We start from the raw sequence: 19,438 nt of genomic DNA on the forward strand, positions 1-19,438 counted from the left end.
GTTTTTATTGCGGAACTGCATCGCGATTATTTGCTGAGTAAACGCATCGCACGATCCAGTCCGTCCAGCGTCACCGGAAACATTCGGCCCGCCATCAGTTGCTGCATGATGGCGATGGATTGCCGGTACTGCCACAATCCTTCCGGTTCCGGATTCAGCCAGGCTGCTTTCGGAAAAGTATTCGTGAAGCGCTGCATCCAGACCGCACCTGCTTCCGGATTGTTATATTCCACTGATCCGCCCGGTTGCAGTATCTCGTATGGACTCATGGTCGCATCGCCGACAAAGATCAGTTTGGTATCCGGCGGATAGCGGCGCAATACGTCCATGGTCGGAAAACGTTCCGCATGGCGGCGATGGTTGTTTTTCCATAAGTAGTCATACACGCAGTTATGAAAGTAGTAGAAATCCAGATGCTTGAATTCACTGCGTGCAGCGGAAAACAATTCTTCGGTCAGCGCAATATGGTCATCCATGCTGCCGCCCACATCCAGCAGCATCAGGACTTTAATATTGTTCTTGCGCTCCGGCTGCATACGCAAATCCAGATAGCCCGCATTGTTCGCGGTCGCCCGAATTGTGTCGTTCAGCGCCAGTTCTTCATGCAGGCCGGTGCGGGCAAATTTCCGCAAGCGGCGTAACGCGATTTTGATATTGCGGGTACCAATGGCTTTCTGATCGTCGTAATCCTGAAATGCGCGTTGTTCCCAGACCTTCACTGCGCGACGATGTGTGCTTTCGCCACCGATGCGTATGCCTTCCGGGTTATAGCCGCCATTGCCGAATGGCGATTTGCCGCCAGTACCTATCCACTTACTGCCGCCTTCATGGCGCTCTTTCTGCTCTTTCAGCAATTCCTGCAGTCTGTCCATCAGCTTGTCGTAGCCGAATTTTTCCAGCGCTGCCTTTTGCTCCGGCGTCAGTTCGCGTTTCAGGCGTTGCTCCAACCAGTCCAGCGGGATATCAGGACGCTTTTCAAATAAGGTGTCGATGCCGCGAAAGTATTTTCCGAAGGCCTGATCAAATTTGTCGTAATGCGCTTCATCCTTCACCAGAATGGTACGCGCCAGAAAGTAAAAATCGTCGATGCTGAGCATGCCGGCTTCACTTTCCAGTGCAGCCAGCAAATCCAGAAATTCACGAATCGTGACCGGGATGCGTGCATCCCGAAGGGTATAAAAAAAATCAATCAGCACTACAGACTATCTCCGTTGCGATGCAGGCGGAAGTGCAGATGCTGCTTCACGCCCGGCCATTCATCGAGAAGGATACTATATACCGCGATGTCTCTTACCCGCCCGTCTGGCATGATCATGTGTCGACGCAGTACACCGTCGCGTTTCGCTCCTAACCTTTCAATCGCCGCTTGTGAGCGGTGGTTCAGCCAGTCCGTACGGAATTCCACGACATTACATCCCCATACCTCAAATGCGTGTTGTAGTAACAGCAGTTTGCAATGGGTGTTCACGCCGGTACGGTGCATGCTCTCTGCATACCACGTGTAACCGATTTCCACCCGTTTGTTGGCTAGATCCATATTGCAGAAACGGGTTGAACCAATAATAGTGCCGGATGGCAGGTGGCGGATTGCAAATGTAACGGCGCGGCCTTGTTGCCGCATTTCCATTGCTGATTCAAACCACGCCTTAAAACGCTCAGGGGACGGAATGGAGGTAAAGAATAATTCCCATAAGCGTCCGTCTGTCGCAGCTGCAGACAAAGCAGGTAAGTGGGAAGCATCCAGTGGTTCAAGTTTTACTAAGCTGCTTTCCAGTGTCAGGTCTGCCTGATTCATAGTGACTCCGTTCGATGTTGGAAGAGTAAAATTCACAACAAAACAGTGTAAACCAGTTGCGTACGCCGTAACGCAGCAGATCTGAAAAATATGCTGCAGCAACTGTAAAAACGTTTTATAATCCTTAGTTCCCTGAAAACCCCGGCGATGCTTGCTAACGACCCGTAAAGGCGTTATACTGCAAAGCTGTATAGAAATTTTTCGCGGCGTGGCATTTGATTCAAATTTGCTTTGACCCGTCGCTCTGACCACGTTTAGGAAATCTCATGGCAAATACCGCACAAGCACGCAAACGTGCTCGTCAAGCAGTTAAACAAAACGCACACAACTCCAGCCAGCGCTCTGAGCTGCGCACAGCAATCAAAGCTGTTCGTAAAGCAATCGACGCAGGCGACAAAGCTGCTGCGACTAGCATTTTCCAGTCTTCTGTTTCGACTATCGACAGTATCGCTGACAAGAAAATCATCCACAAAAACAAAGCTGCACGTCATAAAAGCCGTCTGGCAGCTGCTTTGAAAGCAATGGCGTAATTCGCTGTTTCTTGTTCAGCAGTAAGTGGAAAAACCGCAGCATGTCTGCGGTTTTTGCTTTCCGGCTTCTGTATCCTGCTTCAGGTTGCAGAATGACTGAATAGCAAATAAAAAAACCCGGTTTGCGCCGGGGTTTTTTATTTGCTGATTCTAATTGCGCTGAATATCAATCAGGATTTACTGCCAAGCGGCACGCCCTCAATTTTGCTGCCAGTTTTGATGCCTTTGGATTTAAACCATCCCTGACGCATTTCCAGGGCGTAACGCACATTCTTTTTTGCACAATGTGATTCCAGTGACTGCGGTTGCATATCTTCAATATTCACAATCGTCCCGTCGGCATCCATAAATGCAACGGACAGTGGAATGAGTGTATTCTTCATCCACATGCACACCATGGCAGGTGCCTGAAAGTCAAAAATCATGCCTTCATTTAATCCCATCTGAGTCCGGTTCATCAAACCTACCTGGCGATCTGCTTCAGTCGCAGCAACTTCGGCGCGTATCAGGTGAATGCCGGCGTTCAGTGTGGTAACCGGCAGGCGGGACTGGGCGATCGTTGCTGAGGCTGACATCAGTAATGCAATGGTCAGTCCGGTATTTTTCAGTGATCGTAAAAACGTTTTTTTCAGCATAACAGTGTGTTGAAAATGATAATGATGTAAGTATCCTACCGGAAAAATTCTGCCAGGCAGGTAAGGGCGCGCGAATTTTTGTATCAAATCGTCGCTGAGCGGAGGGCATCGTTATTTCAGCAGGTGTGCTGGGTCTACTTCGACCCAGTCACCGGGCATTAACGGGAAATCTTCCAATGCATAACCTGCAATCGATGTACGTACAAGGCGCAGGGTAGGGAAGCCGACCGCAGCGGTCATGCGCCTGACCTGCCGGTTTTTTCCTTCGGATAACACCATTGCCAGCCAGCTGGTCGGAATATTTGCACGCTGGCGTATTGGCGGATTACGTTCCCACAACCATTCCGGCTCTTGTATGCGTATCACTTTACAGGGCTGGGTCACAAAATCACCAAGGTTCAGCGGTTGGCTCAGTCTGTCCAGTGCAGCTTTGTCAGGAATGCCTTCCACCTGTACCAGATAGGTCTTCGGTAATTTATGGTCGGGGTGGCTGATCAGATTCTGCAGTTTCCCGTTGTCGGTCAGCAGAACCAGACCTTCACTGTCAGCGTCCAGTCGTCCGGCCGGGTAAATATTGGGAATCGGCAAATATGCTGCTAAAGTGGGTCTGTCTGGATGCGCAGAGAACTGGCACATCACGTCAAAAGGTTTGTTCAGTAATATGAGTTTCATCAGCTTAGTGTAACCTTAATTTTGCAAATTGATGGCATCCAGTAAAATAGTAGTGCATAATACGAAATTAAGGTCTTCTGTCTTATATAAGAGTTAATGGTGCATGTGGTGTGTTTCCGGCAATTCTGTAAGCAGACACGAGACATAGTCAGTAAAGCGCAACCCGCTAGATCGTCCAACTACGGAGAAAACGATGTATCAACATATTAAAGTACCAGCAGAAGGTCAAAAGATTACGGTCAATGCCGATTTTTCCCTGAATGTTCCGGATAATCCGATCATCCCTTATATCGAAGGCGATGGTACCGGTGTTGATATCAGCCCGGTCATGATCAAAGTCGTTGACGCAGCTGTTGCTAAAGCTTACGGCGGCCAACGCAAAATCAGCTGGATGGAAATCTATGCTGGCGAAAAATCCACAAAAGTTTACGGACCTGACGTTTGGCTGCCGGAAGAAACACTGCAAGTCCTGAAAGACTACGTAGTTTCTATCAAAGGCCCTCTGACCACTCCTGTTGGCGGCGGTATCCGCTCCCTGAACGTTGCTCTGCGTCAGGAACTGGATCTGTATGTCTGTCTGCGTCCGGTACGTTACTTCAAAGGCGTTCCATCCCCTGTTCGTGAGCCGGAAAAAACCGACATGGTGATCTTCCGTGAAAACTCTGAAGATATCTACGCAGGTATCGAATTTGCGCAAGGCTCTGATCAAGTGAAAAAACTGATCAAGTTCCTGCAAGACGAAATGGGCGTGAAAAAAATCCGTTTCCCTGAAACTTCCGGTATTGGTGTTAAACCAGTTTCCGTCGAAGGTACAGAACGTCTGGTACGTAAAGCAATCCAGTATGCAATCGACAATGACAAACCTTCTGTGACGATCGTTCACAAAGGCAACATCATGAAGTACACCGAAGGTGGATTCCGCGACTGGGCATATGCACTGGCACAAAAAGAATTCGGTGCAGAACTGATCGACGGTGGTCCATGGTGCAAATTCAAGAATCCTAAAACAGGTAAAGATATCGTTGTTAAGGATTCCATCGCTGATGCGTTCCTGCAGCAAATTCTTCTGCGTCCGGCAGAATACAGCGTTATCGCTACACTGAACCTGAACGGCGATTACATCTCCGACGCGCTGGCAGCGCAAGTTGGCGGTATCGGTATCGCTCCGGGCGCAAACCTGTCTGATTCCGTTGCAATGTTCGAAGCAACGCACGGTACAGCACCGAAATATGCCGGTAAAGATTATGTGAACCCAGGTTCTCTGATCCTGTCCGCTGAAATGATGCTGCGTCACATGGGCTGGGTTGAAGCGGCTGACCTGCTGATCACATCGACAGAAAAAGCGATTACTTCCAAGAAAGTAACTTACGATTTCGCACGTCTGATGGAAGGCGCGACACAGGTTTCCTGCTCCGGCTTCGGCGACGTGATGATCGAAAACATGTAATTCAGTTCATTCTGATTTGCAAAGAAAAAGCCGGGGAGACCCGGCTTTTTCCGTTTAGTTGCCGGCATATTTGTCAGCATCGTTTGCAGCTATCCATAGCTGCCTGAGCGGTTGTTTGCAGAATAAGTATTACCGACAATTAGGCTTCAGTCAGGCTGTTTCTGGTTCAGAATAGATGCGGATTGGCAATAAAAAAAGCCCTGAATAATCAGGGCTTTTACAAGGAAGTCCGGATCCAGATTAACCGTTTTGGATATTGGATGCTTGCTTGCCTTTAGGGCCTTGCGTGACTTCGAACGAGACTTTCTGACCCTCTTTCAGGGTTTTGAAGCCATTCATTTGGATTGCGGAAAAGTGGGCGAACAAATCCTCACCGCCGTCGTCCGGGGTGATAAAGCCAAAGCCTTTGGAATCATTGAACCACTTGACGGTACCTGTTGCCATAATGCGTCTTTCAAAGAATAACTGATCACACGAGCCGTAAAAGCAAGGAAGCTGAATCAGCCCCTTCCAAACCTGCCCCCTTCGTGTTGCTTAAAAACTATTTTTTAACCAACAATGCCATTCTTTGCGGAAAAAAAAGTTTAGTCAAGAAACTTCACGTCACGATGTTGTATTGTTGTATTCTCAAGAAAAATCTTGTGATTTATGTCACATCAGTTTCATCAACGTCAAAAATTGTGCCTTTCAACAGCCTTGTACTGTGGAAAATCGTCGCAATCTGCTAAATAGTAAGAAACAGGGTAACATTTGTGGCAATGCGGAATAAGTGGGCTATTTATTCGCTTATTATTGGCATTCAAAGACGGCCAAAGTACTAAAATAAGCGTATGGGAACAAAGCAAGAAAACAGTACCGTACTGGAGCGGGAAACGCAAAAGCTGAAACCGCCTCCAATGTACAAAGTGATATTACTCAATGACGACTATACGCCGATGGAATTCGTCGTGGCGATCGTACAGGAATATTTCAATAAAGACCGTGAGACTGCGATGCAAATCATGCTCAGGGTTCACCGCGATGGAAAAGGAATTTGTGGCGTGTATCCTAAAGATATTGCGCAGACAAAAGTGGAGCTGGTGTTGACGCATGCCAGGCGCGCCGGCCATCCGCTGCAATGTGTGATGGAGGAAGTATGATTGCTCAGGAACTGGAAGTTAGTCTGCATATGGCGTTTGTCGAAGCCAGGCAGGCACGTTACGAATTCATTACGGTAGAGCACCTTCTGCTGGCATTGCTGGATAATCCGTCTGCAGCGGAAGTACTTCGTGCCTGTGCAGTGAATATCGAGGATTTGCGCAAAACACTGTCGGTGTTCATAGCAGACAATACGCCTACTGTACCTGGTACAAATGAGGTGGATACACAGCCGACGCTGGGATTTCAGCGCGTGATTCAGCGTGCAATCATGCACGTTCAGTCTTCCTCTAACGGAAAGAAAGAAGTGACCGGTGCCAATGTGCTGGTCGCAATATTCGGCGAAAAAGATTCGCACGCCGTGTACTACCTGCATCAGCAGGGAGTGACCCGTCTGGATGTTGTGAATTTCATTTCGCACGGCGTTCGTAAAGATCAGCCGCAGGATACGCATAAGTCACACGAAGGAGCCGAGGAAGGGCAGGCTGAATCTGGAGCCCGCGAAAATGCGCTGGATCAGTTTACGCAAAACCTGAACCGCCACGCCGCGGAAGGAAAAATTGATCCGCTGATTGGCCGTGATTCAGAAGTAGAGCGGGTTATCCAGATTTTATGCCGTCGCCGGAAAAATAACCCTCTGCTGGTCGGTGAAGCAGGTGTGGGGAAAACGGCGATTGCAGAAGGACTTGCACTGCGCATCGTGCAGGGCGAAGTGCCTGACGTGTTGCAGAATGCAGTGGTCTACTCTCTCGATATGGGGGCATTACTCGCCGGAACCAAGTATCGTGGTGATTTCGAACAGCGCCTGAAAAGTGTTTTGCGTCAGTTACGCGATACCGCACATGGTATTTTGTTCATTGATGAAATTCATACCATTATCGGTGCTGGCTCAGCATCCGGTGGTACGCTCGATGCATCCAATTTACTGAAACCGGCATTGTCCGGCGGTCAGCTCAAATGTATCGGTGCAACGACTTATACCGAATACCGCGGTGTGTTTGAGAAGGATCATGCGTTGTCGCGCCGCTTCCAGAAAATTGATGTGGCTGAGCCGACGGTTGAGCAAACGGTTCAGATTCTCCGCGGATTGAAATCCAAATTTGAAGAGCATCACAACGTTAAATACTCAGCGTCTGCGCTGACAACAGCAGCTGAACTGGCGGCACGCTATATCAATGACCGCCATCTTCCGGATAAAGCAATTGATGTGATTGATGAGGCGGGCGCAGCGCAGCGTGTATTGCCGAAGTCCAAGCAAAAGAAAACGATTGGTAAAGCAGATATCGAAGATATCATTGCCAAAATTGCCCGCATTCCGCCGCAAACGGTGAATCAGGATGATCGTGCTAAGTTACAAACGATAGAGCGTGATCTGAAAAATGTTGTATTCGGGCAGGAGCCTGCGATTGAGGCGCTGTCGTCTGCAATCAAAATGGCGCGTGCCGGTCTTGGAAAAACTGACAAGCCTATCGGTGCTTTCCTGTTCTCCGGTCCAACGGGTGTTGGTAAAACGGAAGTTGCAAAACAGCTGGCATTCACGCTGGGTATTGAGCTGATTCGTTTCGACATGTCCGAATATATGGAGCGTCATGCGGTCAGTCGTCTGATCGGTGCTCCGCCGGGGTATGTCGGTTTTGATCAGGGCGGATTACTGACGGAAGCCATCACAAAGAAACCGCATGCGGTGCTGCTGCTGGATGAGATTGAAAAAGCGCATCCGGATGTTTTCAATATTCTGCTGCAAGTGATGGATCACGGCACGCTGACGGACAATAATGGCCGTAAAGCCGATTTCCGTAATGTGATCATCATCATGACGACAAATGCTGGTGCGGAAAGCCTGCAAAAACGCAGTATCGGCTTCCAGAATACCCGTGAAGCCGGTGATGAAATGGCGGACATCAAACGCATGTTCACACCGGAATTCCGTAATCGACTGGATGCAATCATCAGCTTCCGTCCATTGAACGAAGAAATCATTCTTCGCGTTGTGGATAAGTTCCTGATGCAGCTGGAAGAGCAGTTGCACGAGAAAAAAGTCGAAGCAGCATTTACCGACGCATTGCGTAAATTCCTTGGTAAAAAAGGCTTTGATCCGCTGATGGGCGCACGCCCGATGGCGCGTCTGATTCAGGATCTCATTCGTAAAGCGCTTGCGGACGAACTACTGTTTGGCCGTCTGGTATCCGGTGGTAAAGTTGTGGTTGATTTAGATGATCAGGATCAGATTCGTCTGGAGTTTTCAGAAGGAGAAAATGATCCGCCGTCAGGTGCTTCTCAGGAAGTTGCTGAACTGGAATAACAACAAGTGACAGGGGCGGCATGTGCTGCCCTGTTTCATTTTCGGGGGAGATATGGCGATTCCAAAACCACCGGCATATATGCTGGAATATACAGCGAAAACAATCGAATCTATTTTGTCTGCAGCTGCGATTAACGGTCAGGAAGTGGAAGTGGATGTCTATAAACGCAGCGATGTTAACGAGCGCACTACGGGCATCGGACGCAGGTTAAAAGATGCGGATGACCAGTTTTTAGTATGTGTCAGCGTTAGCAGTGGTGTCAATGAGGATTACTGGAGTTATAACATCGTTCGGGAGTCCGCCAGCCGCGCCCGTAAAACGAAACGCTAAGCTGCAGTTTCGTTAACTGATCGATGCAAACAAAAAGCCGGTTTTGAACCGGCTTTTTGTTGATACTAAGAGCAAGGCCCGAAGCGATGAAAACTTTCGGGCGCTTATTGCTTGCCTGTGCTGCCGAAACCGCCTTCGCCACGGCTACTGTCACCGAATTCATCAACTACATCGAATTCAACCTGCATCACAGGCACGATGACCAGCTGCGCCAGTCTGTCCATAGGGTTCAGTGTAAATGTAGTCTGGCTGCGATTCCATGTGGATACCATCAACTGACCCTGATAATCGGAATCGATCAGACCGACCAGATTGCCGAGTACGATACCATTTTTATGACCCAGACCACTGCGTGGCAGAATCATCGCTGCGTAACCGGGATCGGCAATATGAATGGCGATACCGGTCGGTATCAGAACCGTCTGACCCGGTTCGATCGTGAGCGGAGCATCGATACAGGCACGTAAATCCAGACCGGCACTGCCCGGCGTACCGTAAGCCGGTAACTGATCTTTCATGCGTTGATCAAGAACTTTTAAAGCGACTTTTTTCATAAGAACTCTTCAGGGAAAAACAAAGATCAGTGTGGCAGGCGTTTGGCCAGCTCACTGATCAGCATAGCGGCCAGTGCTGTTTTACTTGCACGCGGCAGTGGGTGGTGACCATGCTCATCGAACAGGATCAGCTCATTATCATCTTTGCCAAAGGTCTGATGGCCGATATTGCCCACCAGTAAAGGCACGTTTTTTTTGAGGCGCTTGGCAGCACCGTATTCCAGTAACTGTTCTGATTCCGCTGCAAATCCCACGCAATACGGCGCATCCGCCATTGCGGCGACGCTGGCCAGAATATCCGGATTTTGTGCGAATTCCAGCTGGGGTAAATCTCCCGCGCCGTTTTTCTTCAGCTTCTGATCGCTGGCATTGGCAACCCGCCAGTCCGCGACCGCTGCCACAGCGATGAAAGCATCCTGACGCTGCGTCAGTAATGCAGCCATCACGGCATCATGCATTTGCTGTGCAGTCTGTACGCTGATTCGTTGCACGCCATAAGGTGCAGACATCGCAACAGGACCGGAAATGAGCGTGACTTGCGCACCGGCACGGTAAGCGGCTTCGGCAATTGCATAACCCATTTTTCCGGAGGATAAATTGGTGATGCCGCGTACCGGATCTATCGGTTCAAAGGTCGGTCCGGCGGTGATCAGTAAATGTTTGCCGGATAGGGCTTTTGGCGTGAATGCCGCAATCATTTCTTCCAGCAATTCTTCGGGTTCCAGCATGCGACCGTAACCGGTTTCGCCACAGGCTTGCGCACCGGCAGCAGGGCCAAGCAGTTGCAGGCCATCCTGGCGCAGAGTGGCAACGTTCCGTTGAGTTGCCGCGTTTTGCCACATTTCCACATTCATCGCCGGTGCAATCAGCAGTGGCAGATTGGCAGGGCGTGCAATGCACAGCGTGGACAATAAATCGTCGCAAAGGCCGTTGGCCAGCTTCGCCATGAAGTTGGTACTGCAAGGCGCAATCAGAATCGCATCCGCATCGCGGGTCAGATCGATATGCGGCATATTGTTAGGGATGCGGCTGTCCCAAGCATCGGTGTACACGGTTTGCCCGGACAAGGCTTGCATGGTGACCAGCGTGATGAACTGCGTTGCAGATGCGGTCATCACCACTTGTACGCTGGCACCGGCTTTGACCAGCGCACGCGTCAGCTCTGCGACTTTGTAGCAGGCAACACCGCCGGTCATGCCGAGTACAATTTTTTTACCCTGCAATACCATGACAACTCCTTACTTATTCACGCGGCGCAATTCATCCAGTATGAATAGCGCAGCACCGAGGCAGATTGCGCTGTCAGCCAGATTGAAGGCCGGGAAATGGTAAATTTCCTGATAATGAAAATCCAGAAAATCGATCACATGACCATACAGTACACGGTCGATCACATTGCCGATGGCACCGCCCATGATCAGTGACAAGGCTGCGCAAAACAGTTTCTGGCTACTATTTTTGAACAAAAGCCAGCTGATATAGGCCGATGCACCCAGACCCAGCGCGGTAAAGAAATAGCGCTGCCAGCCGGATTCAGCTGCCAGGAAGCTGAATGCTGCTCCTTTGTTGTACACCAGCGTCAGATTAAAAAACGAGGTCACGCTCAGCGTTTCAGCATAGCTGAACAGACGTGTGATTGTGATCTTGGTAACCTGATCAAGTAAAACGATGATGGCGGCAATGCCGAGCCACAGAATAAACGCGCTGTTAGAACGGGAATTGCCAACCGGCAGCACTTTCTTTTTGGTTGCCATAAGGTGTGTCAGTAATTTCAGGATAGTTATTCAGGATTGAATGGGCAGCTAGGTTGTGACGCAGAAAAAAGCGGGGAAGATCCCCGCTTTTTTGTCACGCATCAGGCAAACTGACGCGCTTCACCTGCTCCGAACAAATTGCTGTGGCAGCGGCCGCACAGACCGGCATGGTCTGCATGGCTGCCAACATCGGCACGGTAATGCCAGCAGCGTTCGCATTTCTGATGGGTAGATGGCGTGACCAGTACCTGTTCTTCTTCCGCAGTTGCTACTTCACGCACGACAGCAGCAGAGACGATCAGCGGGAATTTCAGGTCATCGGCAAAGCTGCTGAGTACGGCGAATTTTTCACCGCTGGCGAAAATTTCCAGTTCTGCCTGCAGAGAAGAACCGATTTTGCCTTCCATGCGGACTTCTTCCAGTTGCTTGGTCACCTGATTACGCACGTCGCGCAGAATTGCGTAACGTGCCAGCAGTGCTTCCGCGTCAGAAATTGCCGGTAACTGGTAGAAGGTCTGCGTGAAAATCGTTTCGTCGCTGTCTTTGAAAGTTTGCTCACCGGCGAAGAATGCCCAGGCTTCTTCGGCGGTGAAAGACAATACCGGTGCCAGCAGGCGCAGCATCGTATGGGTCAGATGCCAGATCGCAGTCTGTGCAGAACGGCGCGCCGGAGAGTTCACACCGCTGGTGTACAGGCGGTCTTTCAGTACGTCCAGATAGAAACCACCGAGGTCTTCCGAGCAGTAAGTCTGCAGTTTGGCGACGACAGGATGGAATTCATATTTGTCGAAATGTGCCAGCACTTCGGTTTGCAGTGCATTCACACTGGCAATCGCGAAACGGTCGATTTCCAGCATCTCGCTGATCGCGACGGAATCGGTTGCCGGATTGAAGTCCGAAGTATTTGCCAGCAGGAAGCGCAGGGTGTTACGGATACGGCGGTAGGCTTCGGTCACGCGCTTCAGGATTTCATCAGAAATCGAGAGTTCGCCGGAGTAGTCGGTCGATGCCACCCACAGACGCAGAATGTCGGCGCCCAGCGTGTCAGTGATTTCGCGTGGTGCAATTGTGTTGCCCAGCGATTTCGACATCTTGCGGCCTTCGCCATCCACGGTAAAGCCGTGTGTCAGCAGCGCTTTGTACGGCGCACGGCCATCCAGCATAGAGCCGGTCAGCAGGGAAGAGTGGAACCAGCCGCGATGCTGATCCGAACCTTCCAGATACAGATCGGCAGGGAAGCTCAGTTGTTCCGCATGGGAACCGCGCAATACGGTTTTGTGGGTGATGCCGGAATCAAACCACACATCCAGTGTGTCGCGGTTTTTCTCGTACATCGCCGCATCTTCTGCGCCCAGCAATTCTTCCGCGGTCAGTGCATGCCAGGCTTCGATACCTTGCTGCTCAACACGTTGTGCGATCTGTTCCAGCAATTCTGGTGTACGCGGATGCAGGGCACCGGTTTCTTTGTGGATAAAGAATGCCATCGGCACGCCCCACTGACGTTGGCGCGACAGGGTCCAGTCCGGACGGTTGGCAATCATGCCTTGCAGGCGTGCTTTACCCCATGCAGGGAAGAAGGCAGTTTGCTCAACCGCATTCAGCGCTGTGGTACGCAGGGAATCACCACCGTCTTTCGGTGTGTTATCCATGCTGGCGAACCATTGCGACGTGGCACGGTAAATAATCGGTGTTTTATGACGCCAGCAGTGCATGTAGCTGTGGTCAAACATTTTCAGCGAGAACAGCGTGCCGGCATTGCGCAATGCTTCGCAGATCGGTTTGGACGCTTCCCAGATCGTCATGCCGGCAAACAGCGGCAGCGTGGATGCATAGCGGCCATCGCCCATGACCGGCGCGATGATGTCGGCATCTTTCATGCCGTGGGCTTTGCAGGACTGGAAGTCTTCGATACCGTAAGCCGGTGCGGAGTGCACCACGCCGGTACCGCTGTCGGTGGTCACGTAGTCGCCCAGATACACCGGCGACAGACGTGCATAACCTTCGTGGGCAGCGGTCAGCGGATGTTTGAAGCTGATGCCAGCCAGTTTTTCACCGGTGGTGGTAGCGATGACTTCGCCTTGCAATTCCCAGCGTTGCAGGCTGCTTTCCACCAGATCCTGTGCGATCAGCAACAGAATGGTTTCGCCGTTACGTTCGGTTTTGACCAGCGCATACACCACTTCCGGATGCATATTCAGCGCCTGATTCGACGGGATGGTCCACGGTGTGGTGGTCCAGATCACGCAGTAACCAGTTTGTACCGGCAGGGCGCTGAGGCCGAATGCCGCAGCCAGTTTGTCGTGTTCCGCAAACGGGAAGCCGACGTCGATAGACGGATCACGTTTGTTTTCGTATTCAACTTCTGCTTCTGCCAGCGCGGAGCCACAGTCGAAACACCAGTTCACCGGTTTCAGACCACGGTACACATAGCCTTTTTCCAGCAGCGTACCAAGCGCACGGATTTCGTCCGCTTCGTTGCTGAAGTTCATGGTTTTGTAAGGATTGTCCCATTCGCCCAGCACACCCAGACGGCGGAAGCCGGCTTTCTGGTTATCGATTTGCTGATTCGCGTAAGCGCGGGCTTTCTGGATCACTTCATCCACCGGCAGGTTTTTGCCGTGCAGTTTTTCGATCTGAATTTCGATCGGCATGCCGTGGCAATCCCAGCCCGGTACATACGGTGCATCAAAGCCGCCCAGTGTGCGTGCTTTGATAATCATGTCTTTCAGAATTTTATTGACGGCGTGGCCCAGATGGATGTCGCCGTTGGCATACGGCGGACCATCGTGCAGGATGAATTTCGGACGACCGGCAGCGGCTTTGCGTACACGTTCGTAGATTTGTTTATCCTGCCATTGTTTTACCCAGTTCGGTTCGCGCTTGGCCAGATCGCCGCGCATAGGGAAAGCGGTTTCGGTCATATTGACCGGATATTTGCTGGCAGGTTTCGCCGTTTTCTTATCAGACATAATTAAGAGAATTTGCTAAAAATGGTTGGACTCACCGGAGCGCCGGTGCGGAAAGCGGGTGTTTTCCGGTGGTCAAATTCGGTCGGTTGCGGAACTGGCAGGGATACGCGCCTGATCGCGGAAATACGCTCTGGCCTGACTTGCATCGTTTTCGATGGCGGCGGTCAGGGTTTCCAGATCATGGTATTTCTCTTCATCGCGCAGTTTTTGCAGGAATTCAATCTGCACGACTTTGCCGTAAGCGTGGCCGCTGTAATCGAATACATGCGTTTCCAGCAGCACGCGGCCATTGTCTTCCACGGTGGGACGCACACCCAGACTGGCGACGCCCGGTAAAGGTTGATCAGACAGGCCATGTACCTGCACCACGAAAATACCGCTGACGGCAGGGCGCTGATGCGCGATACGCAGATTCAGGGTCGGGAAGCCGATCGTGCGGCCCAGTTTTTGACCGTGTACCACGTGGCCGGAAATGCGGTAGCTGTGGCCGAGTAAATCGCTGGCATGGCTGAAATCACCGGCGGCCAGTGCGGCGCGCACAGCGGAAGAAGAAATACGGATGTCACCGTTTTTGACGGCGGGTAACACACTGACTTCAAAGCCATAGCGCTGGCCGGCTTCTTTCAGGGTGTCGGTATTGCCGGCGCGGCGTGCGCCGAAACAGAAATCTTCACCGACCATCAGCCATTTCACATGCAGACCTTCCACCAGAATCTGGCGGATAAATTCTTCCGGTGACAGCGATGCAAAATGCTGATTGAAGTGTTCCACAATCACGCGGTCAACACCGGCGTTTTGCAGGGATGATAAGTTGTCACGCAGATTGGCAATCCGGGTTGGTGCTTTGGAAACATCGCCGGCCAGACGTGCAAAGAAAGCACGCGGGTGCGGCTCAAAGGTCATGACCGCAGATTCCAGTCCGAGCCGGTCTGCCGCAGCGCGCAAATGGGCGAGCAGCGTCTGGTGTCCGAGATGAACACCGTCAAAATTACCGATTGCCAGCGCGCATGGTGCACGCGAGGCGGCGTTAGGAAGTCCGCGAAATACCCTCATTGTTTCCGGAAAAATCTGCTGCAAAGCGTCAGATTATAAATGCTTTCGGCCATTTCAGCCGCAAATTGCCTGTGTTTGCGCCAGAAGAACGCCTCGGTTGGCTTGTTCTCTGCAGATGCCGGCCTTGTTGCGTCGCACTGATCTGTGCTGTTCAGGCGTCAGGTGCAGGTTGCGGGCGGTCAAAAAGCCGTTTTTCAGCCCAAATGCGGTGTTCTGCACAGAAAAAAGCCGGTTTTTGACGGACGTCCGCAGAAACACTCGCTGAGCGGGCAGATGGAATTTTGCCCGAATGACGATTTCTGCAGAGTCGCACCGGCTGTTCTGTGACGGATCAGGATCAGTGGTGATGCGACCAGGTTACAGAATCGGAAGCCAGATAGGAGGCAACTGCTTCTTTATCGCCGGTGGCATGCTTCATCACTTGTCCGCAATCGCAAATGCCCTGATACGGAGAAATATGGGAGCAGGCTGACACTTTTTGCAGAAACACTTTGACCGGTTTCTGGCAGGAAGTGCATTTAAAGGTCAGGATGCGGGCGGGTTTGGACATAGAACACTCTCAGAATTTCAGAAAAACAAATCAACACAAACAACAAAAAACAAACAGCGAAAGACGATCAGCAAGGACGCGCAGTGCAGCAACAGTTGTGGTCAGCCAGCAAATGCCGCGCTGACCGGCTTACAGGTGATGACGCAAACGCCACAGCGACGTGACTTCCTGCGAACGGGCGCGGTGCAGCGGATCGGCGTTATCGGTGGCTTTGCCATGACGCGGACGAATATCCATTTTGCCGGCCACCACCAGACCGGCGGCGCTGATCAGCGTGAATAATTCATCTTTACCGCGCAAACCCAGATGCTCCGCCAGATCCGACATAATCATCCAGGCTTCGCCATCGTCCGTCAGATGCGATTTCAGGCCATTCAGGAAGCCGCGCAGCATGCGGCTGTCCGGATCGTAGACCGCGTATTCAATCGCGGAACTCGGACGTGCCGGTAACCACGGCGGATTACAGATAATCAGCGGTGCTTTGCCTTCCGGAAACAAGTCAGCAGTTTGCAGCGTGACTTGCGATGCCACGCCTAAACGCTGCAGATTGTCCGCCGCGCAAGCCAGCGCGCGCTGATCCTGATCGGTGGCGATAATGCGGCGCACGCCTTTGCGTGCCAGCACAGCTGCCAGTACGCCGGTACCGGTGCCGATATCAAATGCCAGTTCATCCGATGGCAGACGGGCTTTTTGTACCAGATCGATGTATTCGCCGCGTATCGGTGAAAACACGCCGTAATACGGATGGATTTTGCCGCCGAGTGCGGGAATCTCCACACCGTTTTTGCGCCACTCGAATGCACCGATGATGCCCAGCAATTCGCGCAGCGATAAGGCGAAGGCTTCGCCCTCAGTGACGCCTGCCTGTGTCAGTGCCAGTTTCACATCCGGCGCGCGGCGCAGCGGAATGCGCAGATCGCCGTTCACCGGGATCAGCACCATGCCGAGAATGCGGGCGCGGTGCGCCTGTGCCTGTCGATGCTGATGGAAGACTTGGGTGATATCGCTGCTGACCGGTTTGGTGTTGCGTGAACTTTTCTTCTCCAGACGGCGTCCCAGTGCCTGTACCAGTTGACGGGCCTGATGATAATCACCCTGCCACAATAAGGCCGTGCCTTCGCAAGCCAGTTTATAGGCCTGATCGGCGGGCATGCGGTCATCCGCCAGCAGCACTTTTTTGGGTGGCGCGCTGCCATTTTCAGAGCGCCACAGGCAGGAGCGTTGTTCGCCGTCCTGCTCCCAGTGCAGGTGGCCGGGGAGAGTGTCAGAAGTCATCACAGTCAGAAATTCCAAAGTACAGCAGCAAAGGGCGTAGTGTAGCAAAGAAGCCGTGATTCACAGAATGCTGGCACTCCGGCCGTATTTTGTGTTTAATCACCGTTCCCGAAAAATCCTTGCAGCGACGGATGTTGCGCAGGTCAGCGGGGCAGCGGACAAATGCCGCCACACAGGGCAGGCGCAGTTCGCAGCAAAGAATCATGAACAAGGGATACAAGATGCAAAGTTACAAAGCAATCCTGTCGGCGCTGGCACTCAGCGTGGCGGGCAGCGTGCTGGTGGTGCCGGAAGCCGCAGCGGTGAATCGCCCTGCAAAAGCGGCGGCGAAAAATACGAAGAAGGCAGCACCTGCAGCAAAAGGAAAATCTGCCAAAGTAGCACCGAAAAAAGGTGGTAAAGCCAGCGCTAAAGCAGTCAAGGGTGGCAAAGCAGCCAAGCTGGCGCCGAAGCGCGGCGGACATGAAGATATCCGTCTCATTAAAAGTGCGGAATTTGCGAATACCCGCGCTTATTTCCTGAAAGACTTCTGGCAACAAGACCCGGAAACCGCGATGTCTGCCGGTCGTTACGACGCCGGTAACCGCTTGTCGATTCCCGATGAAGCGAGCCGCGAACGCTATTTGCAGTTTTGCGAGCGCTGGCTGAAAACGCTGGGCAATATCAATGAAACCTATTTGCCAGCGGCGGATAAAACCGATCTCGCGATGATGCGTCAGTATCTGGAAAGCAGCCGCTGGTACATCCAGACTTTCCGCGAATTTGCGTGGAATCCGTCGGTCCACAATGTGGCCGGTGGTTTTGACAGCCTGATCAATACCCAGTTTGCACCGCTGGAAAAACGCCTGCGGTTAATCAGTGAACGCCTGATTAACGTACCGGCATTTTATGCGGCAGCTCAGCAAGGCTTGCAGCAACCGACCCGCGAGCATACGCAGCTGGCCGTTGCACAGGCAGCGGGTACGCTGGCGGTGTTTGATCTGATTGCGGATCAGGCAAAAACATCCACCCTGAGCAGCACAGAAAAAGCCGATCTGAAATCGCGCTTACAGGACGCACGCGTTGCAGTCACCGGTTACCGTGATTATTTGCAGAAATTGCTGAACACTACACCGGACAATGGCTGGCGCTCTTTCCGTATCGGTAAAGAATTGTATGAAGCGAAGTTTAAAGCCGATATCCAGTCCGATCTGACGGCAGAGCAAATGTATCAGAAGGCGCTGGCAGCGAAAGAAGATGCACTGACCCGCATGGCTGCGCTGGCAGATCAGTTATGGCCTAAGGTCATGGGCGATACGCCGAAGCCGGAAAAAGTGAATCAGCGTATTAAGATGGTCATTGATAAGCTGTCAGAAAAACATGTGAGTGCTGATCAGCTGTATCCGGAAATTCGCCGTCAGTTGCCGGTGCTGGAAGCATGGATACGTGACAAGCAATTGCTGAATCTGGATGCGAGCAAACCACTGGTGGTGCGTGAAACGCCGGAATACCAGCGCGGCGTAACGATTGCATCGATAGAAGCGCCGGGCATTTTCCGTCCGCGTGACAACACTTATTACAACGTGACACCGCTGACCGGTCAGTCACCGGAACAAATCGAAAGCACGCTGCGTGAATACAATCACTGGGTATTACAGATTCTGAATATCCATGAAGCGATTCCCGGTCATTACACGCAATTGCAGCATGCAAATCAGTCGATGTCCGTGATTAAAGCCTTATACGGTAACGGTGCAATGATAGAAGGCTGGGCGGTGTACAGCGAACGCATGATGCTGGAATCCGGCTACGGCGGTGACACGCCGGAAATGTGGCTGATGTATTACAAATGGAATCTGCGTACGATCTGCAATACCATCCTCGATTACTCGGTGCATGTACTGGGGATGACGCAGGAGGAAGCGCTGCGTTTCCTGATGGAAGATGCATTCCAGACGCAAGCTGAAGCACGCGGTAAGTGGTCGCGGGTGCAGTACAGCTCGGTACAGCTGACCAGTTATTTCAGCGGTTATGCCGACATCATGGCGTTCCGTGATCAGCAAAAACAAAAGCTGGGTAAGGATTTCCGTCTGAAAGACTTCCACGAGCAATTCCTTAGCTACGGCAGTGCGCCGGTGGCGATGATACGTAAAATGATGGAAGAGGCGCAGAAGAAACCGGAACCAGCGGCGGAGTAATTGTTTGCTGCGGGAACGGAGGTTCTTGTTACACCGTTTCCGTATTGCAGGCAGGTTTCCGGTAGTAACAGACGAGCGGGCGATATGCCCGCTTTTTTGTTTCCCGCAGGCATCTTCGTACTGACGCGCAATCCGGAATCGCGAATTCCGCACAGAAAATGCCTGAAATGCGGTGTACTGCACAGCACCCGCCTTGTCGTCGGCAGAAAGTCTGGTTTTCACAACATGGCATGTGACGAAAATCGCACACTTTGGCG

General features: G+C 51.8%; 18 protein-coding genes. 6 read left to right on the plus strand and 12 right to left on the minus strand.

Going from position 1 to position 19,438, the window contains the following annotated elements:
- Positions 1–26 precede the first annotated feature (26 nt).
- Positions 27–1,196 (minus strand): vWA domain-containing protein, encoded by a 1,170-nt coding sequence (locus IE092_RS12020; RefSeq protein WP_189357422.1) that lies wholly within the window; start codon positions 1,194–1,196, stop codon positions 27–29.
- A complete protein-coding gene (locus IE092_RS12025; RefSeq protein ID WP_189357423.1) occupies positions 1,196–1,795 on the minus strand; it encodes a GNAT family N-acetyltransferase in 600 nt (199 codons plus the stop codon). The genes IE092_RS12020 and IE092_RS12025 overlap by 1 nt, the downstream gene beginning before the upstream one ends.
- A gap of 266 nt (positions 1,796–2,061) precedes the next feature.
- Here IE092_RS12025 and rpsT point away from each other — a divergent pair, with 266 nt between their 5' ends.
- Positions 2,062–2,325, plus strand: coding sequence for a 30S ribosomal protein S20 (rpsT, locus tag IE092_RS12030; RefSeq protein WP_189357424.1), 264 nt, complete (start codon positions 2,062–2,064; stop codon positions 2,323–2,325).
- A gap of 170 nt (positions 2,326–2,495) precedes the next feature.
- Here rpsT and IE092_RS12035 read toward each other — a convergent pair whose 3' ends face one another.
- Both IE092_RS12035 and IE092_RS12040 read right to left on the minus strand, forming a co-directional pair.
- Positions 2,496–2,960 carry a DUF192 domain-containing protein gene (locus tag IE092_RS12035; RefSeq protein WP_189357425.1) on the minus strand — a complete coding sequence of 155 codons (465 nt, stop codon included), beginning with the start codon at positions 2,958–2,960 and terminating at the stop codon, positions 2,496–2,498.
- Between the two features lie 111 nt (positions 2,961–3,071).
- Entirely contained in the window at positions 3,072–3,632 is a 561-nt protein-coding gene (locus IE092_RS12040) for a pseudouridine synthase (RefSeq protein WP_189357426.1), read from the minus strand.
- A gap of 193 nt (positions 3,633–3,825) precedes the next feature.
- Here IE092_RS12040 and icd point away from each other — a divergent pair, with 193 nt between their 5' ends.
- Positions 3,826–5,079 (plus strand): NADP-dependent isocitrate dehydrogenase, encoded by a 1,254-nt coding sequence (icd, locus tag IE092_RS12045; protein WP_189357427.1) that lies wholly within the window; start codon positions 3,826–3,828, stop codon positions 5,077–5,079.
- A 240-nt stretch (positions 5,080–5,319) separates the two neighbouring features.
- On the opposite strand, the gene IE092_RS12050 is transcribed toward icd, so the two are convergent.
- Positions 5,320–5,523 (minus strand): cold-shock protein, encoded by a 204-nt coding sequence (locus IE092_RS12050; RefSeq protein ID WP_040040153.1) that lies wholly within the window; start codon positions 5,521–5,523, stop codon positions 5,320–5,322.
- Positions 5,524–5,909: 386 nt separating this feature from the next.
- On the opposite strand from IE092_RS12050, the gene clpS reads away from it, so the two are divergent.
- From clpS to IE092_RS12065, 3 genes are read left to right on the plus strand one after another with little or no spacing between them, the layout of a single operon-like run.
- Entirely contained in the window at positions 5,910–6,218 is a 309-nt protein-coding gene (clpS, locus tag IE092_RS12055; RefSeq protein WP_189357428.1) for an ATP-dependent Clp protease adapter ClpS, read from the plus strand.
- A complete protein-coding gene (gene clpA, locus IE092_RS12060) occupies positions 6,215–8,518 on the plus strand; it encodes an ATP-dependent Clp protease ATP-binding subunit ClpA (RefSeq protein WP_189357429.1) in 2,304 nt (767 codons plus the stop codon). The genes clpS and clpA overlap by 4 nt, the downstream gene beginning before the upstream one ends.
- Before the next feature lie 52 nt (positions 8,519–8,570).
- Entirely contained in the window at positions 8,571–8,849 is a 279-nt protein-coding gene (locus IE092_RS12065) for a hypothetical protein (RefSeq protein ID WP_189357430.1), read from the plus strand.
- A gap of 104 nt (positions 8,850–8,953) precedes the next feature.
- Here IE092_RS12065 and dut read toward each other — a convergent pair whose 3' ends face one another.
- The 7 genes from dut to IE092_RS12100 all read right to left on the minus strand — a co-directional run bounded on the left by dut (position 8,954) and on the right by IE092_RS12100 (position 17,004).
- Positions 8,954–9,403, minus strand: a complete 450-nt coding sequence (gene dut / locus IE092_RS12070; protein WP_189357431.1) for a dUTP diphosphatase — start codon at positions 9,401–9,403, stop codon at positions 8,954–8,956.
- A gap of 26 nt (positions 9,404–9,429) precedes the next feature.
- Positions 9,430–10,632 carry a bifunctional phosphopantothenoylcysteine decarboxylase/phosphopantothenate--cysteine ligase CoaBC gene (gene coaBC, locus IE092_RS12075; protein ID WP_189357432.1) on the minus strand — a complete coding sequence of 401 codons (1,203 nt, stop codon included), beginning with the start codon at positions 10,630–10,632 and terminating at the stop codon, positions 9,430–9,432.
- A 9-nt stretch (positions 10,633–10,641) separates the two neighbouring features.
- A complete protein-coding gene (gene lspA / locus IE092_RS12080; protein ID WP_189357433.1) occupies positions 10,642–11,157 on the minus strand; it encodes a signal peptidase II in 516 nt (171 codons plus the stop codon).
- 101 nt (positions 11,158–11,258) lie between these two features.
- Positions 11,259–14,126: an isoleucine--tRNA ligase gene (gene ileS, locus IE092_RS12085; protein WP_189357434.1), complete on the minus strand. Its 2,868-nt coding sequence runs from the start codon at positions 14,124–14,126 to the stop codon at positions 11,259–11,261.
- A 72-nt stretch (positions 14,127–14,198) separates the two neighbouring features.
- Complete coding sequence (locus IE092_RS12090; protein WP_189357435.1) at positions 14,199–15,179, minus strand: bifunctional riboflavin kinase/FAD synthetase; 981 nt, start codon at positions 15,177–15,179, stop codon at positions 14,199–14,201.
- 337 nt (positions 15,180–15,516) lie between these two features.
- Positions 15,517–15,729: a hypothetical protein gene (locus IE092_RS12095; protein ID WP_189357436.1), complete on the minus strand. Its 213-nt coding sequence runs from the start codon at positions 15,727–15,729 to the stop codon at positions 15,517–15,519.
- A 129-nt stretch (positions 15,730–15,858) separates the two neighbouring features.
- A complete protein-coding gene (locus IE092_RS12100; RefSeq protein ID WP_189357437.1) occupies positions 15,859–17,004 on the minus strand; it encodes a methyltransferase in 1,146 nt (381 codons plus the stop codon).
- 203 nt (positions 17,005–17,207) lie between these two features.
- Between IE092_RS12100 and IE092_RS12105 the strand changes: the two genes are divergently transcribed.
- Positions 17,208–19,181: a DUF885 domain-containing protein gene (locus IE092_RS12105; RefSeq protein ID WP_229793154.1), complete on the plus strand. Its 1,974-nt coding sequence runs from the start codon at positions 17,208–17,210 to the stop codon at positions 19,179–19,181.
- The last annotated feature ends 257 nt before the right edge of the window (positions 19,182–19,438 follow it).

This window comes from Cognatundibacterium squillarum, from assembly GCF_014652435.1.
Taxonomy (GTDB): domain Bacteria; phylum Pseudomonadota; class Gammaproteobacteria; order Burkholderiales; family Burkholderiaceae_D; genus Undibacterium; species Undibacterium squillarum.

Bases quoted from the DNA above. Each gene is read 5' to 3' on its own strand.
- IE092_RS12025 (WP_189357423.1), bottom strand. From the start codon at position 1,795: ATGAATCAGGCAGACCTGACACTGGAAAGCAGCTTAGTAAAACTTGAA.
- rpsT (WP_189357424.1), top strand. From the start codon at position 2,062: ATGGCAAATACCGCACAAGCACGCAAACGTGCTCGTCAAGCAGTTAAA.
- IE092_RS12035 (WP_189357425.1), bottom strand. From the start codon at position 2,960: ATGCTGAAAAAAACGTTTTTACGATCACTGAAAAATACCGGACTGACC.
- IE092_RS12040 (WP_189357426.1), bottom strand. From the start codon at position 3,632: ATGAAACTCATATTACTGAACAAACCTTTTGACGTGATGTGCCAGTTC.
- icd (WP_189357427.1), top strand. From the start codon at position 3,826: ATGTATCAACATATTAAAGTACCAGCAGAAGGTCAAAAGATTACGGTC.
- IE092_RS12050 (WP_040040153.1), bottom strand. From the start codon at position 5,523: ATGGCAACAGGTACCGTCAAGTGGTTCAATGATTCCAAAGGCTTTGGC.
- clpS (WP_189357428.1), top strand. From the start codon at position 5,910: ATGGGAACAAAGCAAGAAAACAGTACCGTACTGGAGCGGGAAACGCAA.
- clpA (WP_189357429.1), top strand. From the start codon at position 6,215: ATGATTGCTCAGGAACTGGAAGTTAGTCTGCATATGGCGTTTGTCGAA.
- IE092_RS12065 (WP_189357430.1), top strand. From the start codon at position 8,571: ATGGCGATTCCAAAACCACCGGCATATATGCTGGAATATACAGCGAAA.
- dut (WP_189357431.1), bottom strand. From the start codon at position 9,403: ATGAAAAAAGTCGCTTTAAAAGTTCTTGATCAACGCATGAAAGATCAG.
- coaBC (WP_189357432.1), bottom strand. From the start codon at position 10,632: ATGGTATTGCAGGGTAAAAAAATTGTACTCGGCATGACCGGCGGTGTT.
- lspA (WP_189357433.1), bottom strand. From the start codon at position 11,157: ATGGCAACCAAAAAGAAAGTGCTGCCGGTTGGCAATTCCCGTTCTAAC.
- ileS (WP_189357434.1), bottom strand. From the start codon at position 14,126: ATGTCTGATAAGAAAACGGCGAAACCTGCCAGCAAATATCCGGTCAAT.
- IE092_RS12090 (WP_189357435.1), bottom strand. From the start codon at position 15,179: ATGAGGGTATTTCGCGGACTTCCTAACGCCGCCTCGCGTGCACCATGC.
- IE092_RS12095 (WP_189357436.1), bottom strand. From the start codon at position 15,729: ATGTCCAAACCCGCCCGCATCCTGACCTTTAAATGCACTTCCTGCCAG.
- IE092_RS12100 (WP_189357437.1), bottom strand. From the start codon at position 17,004: ATGACTTCTGACACTCTCCCCGGCCACCTGCACTGGGAGCAGGACGGC.
- IE092_RS12105 (WP_229793154.1), top strand. From the start codon at position 17,208: ATGAACAAGGGATACAAGATGCAAAGTTACAAAGCAATCCTGTCGGCG.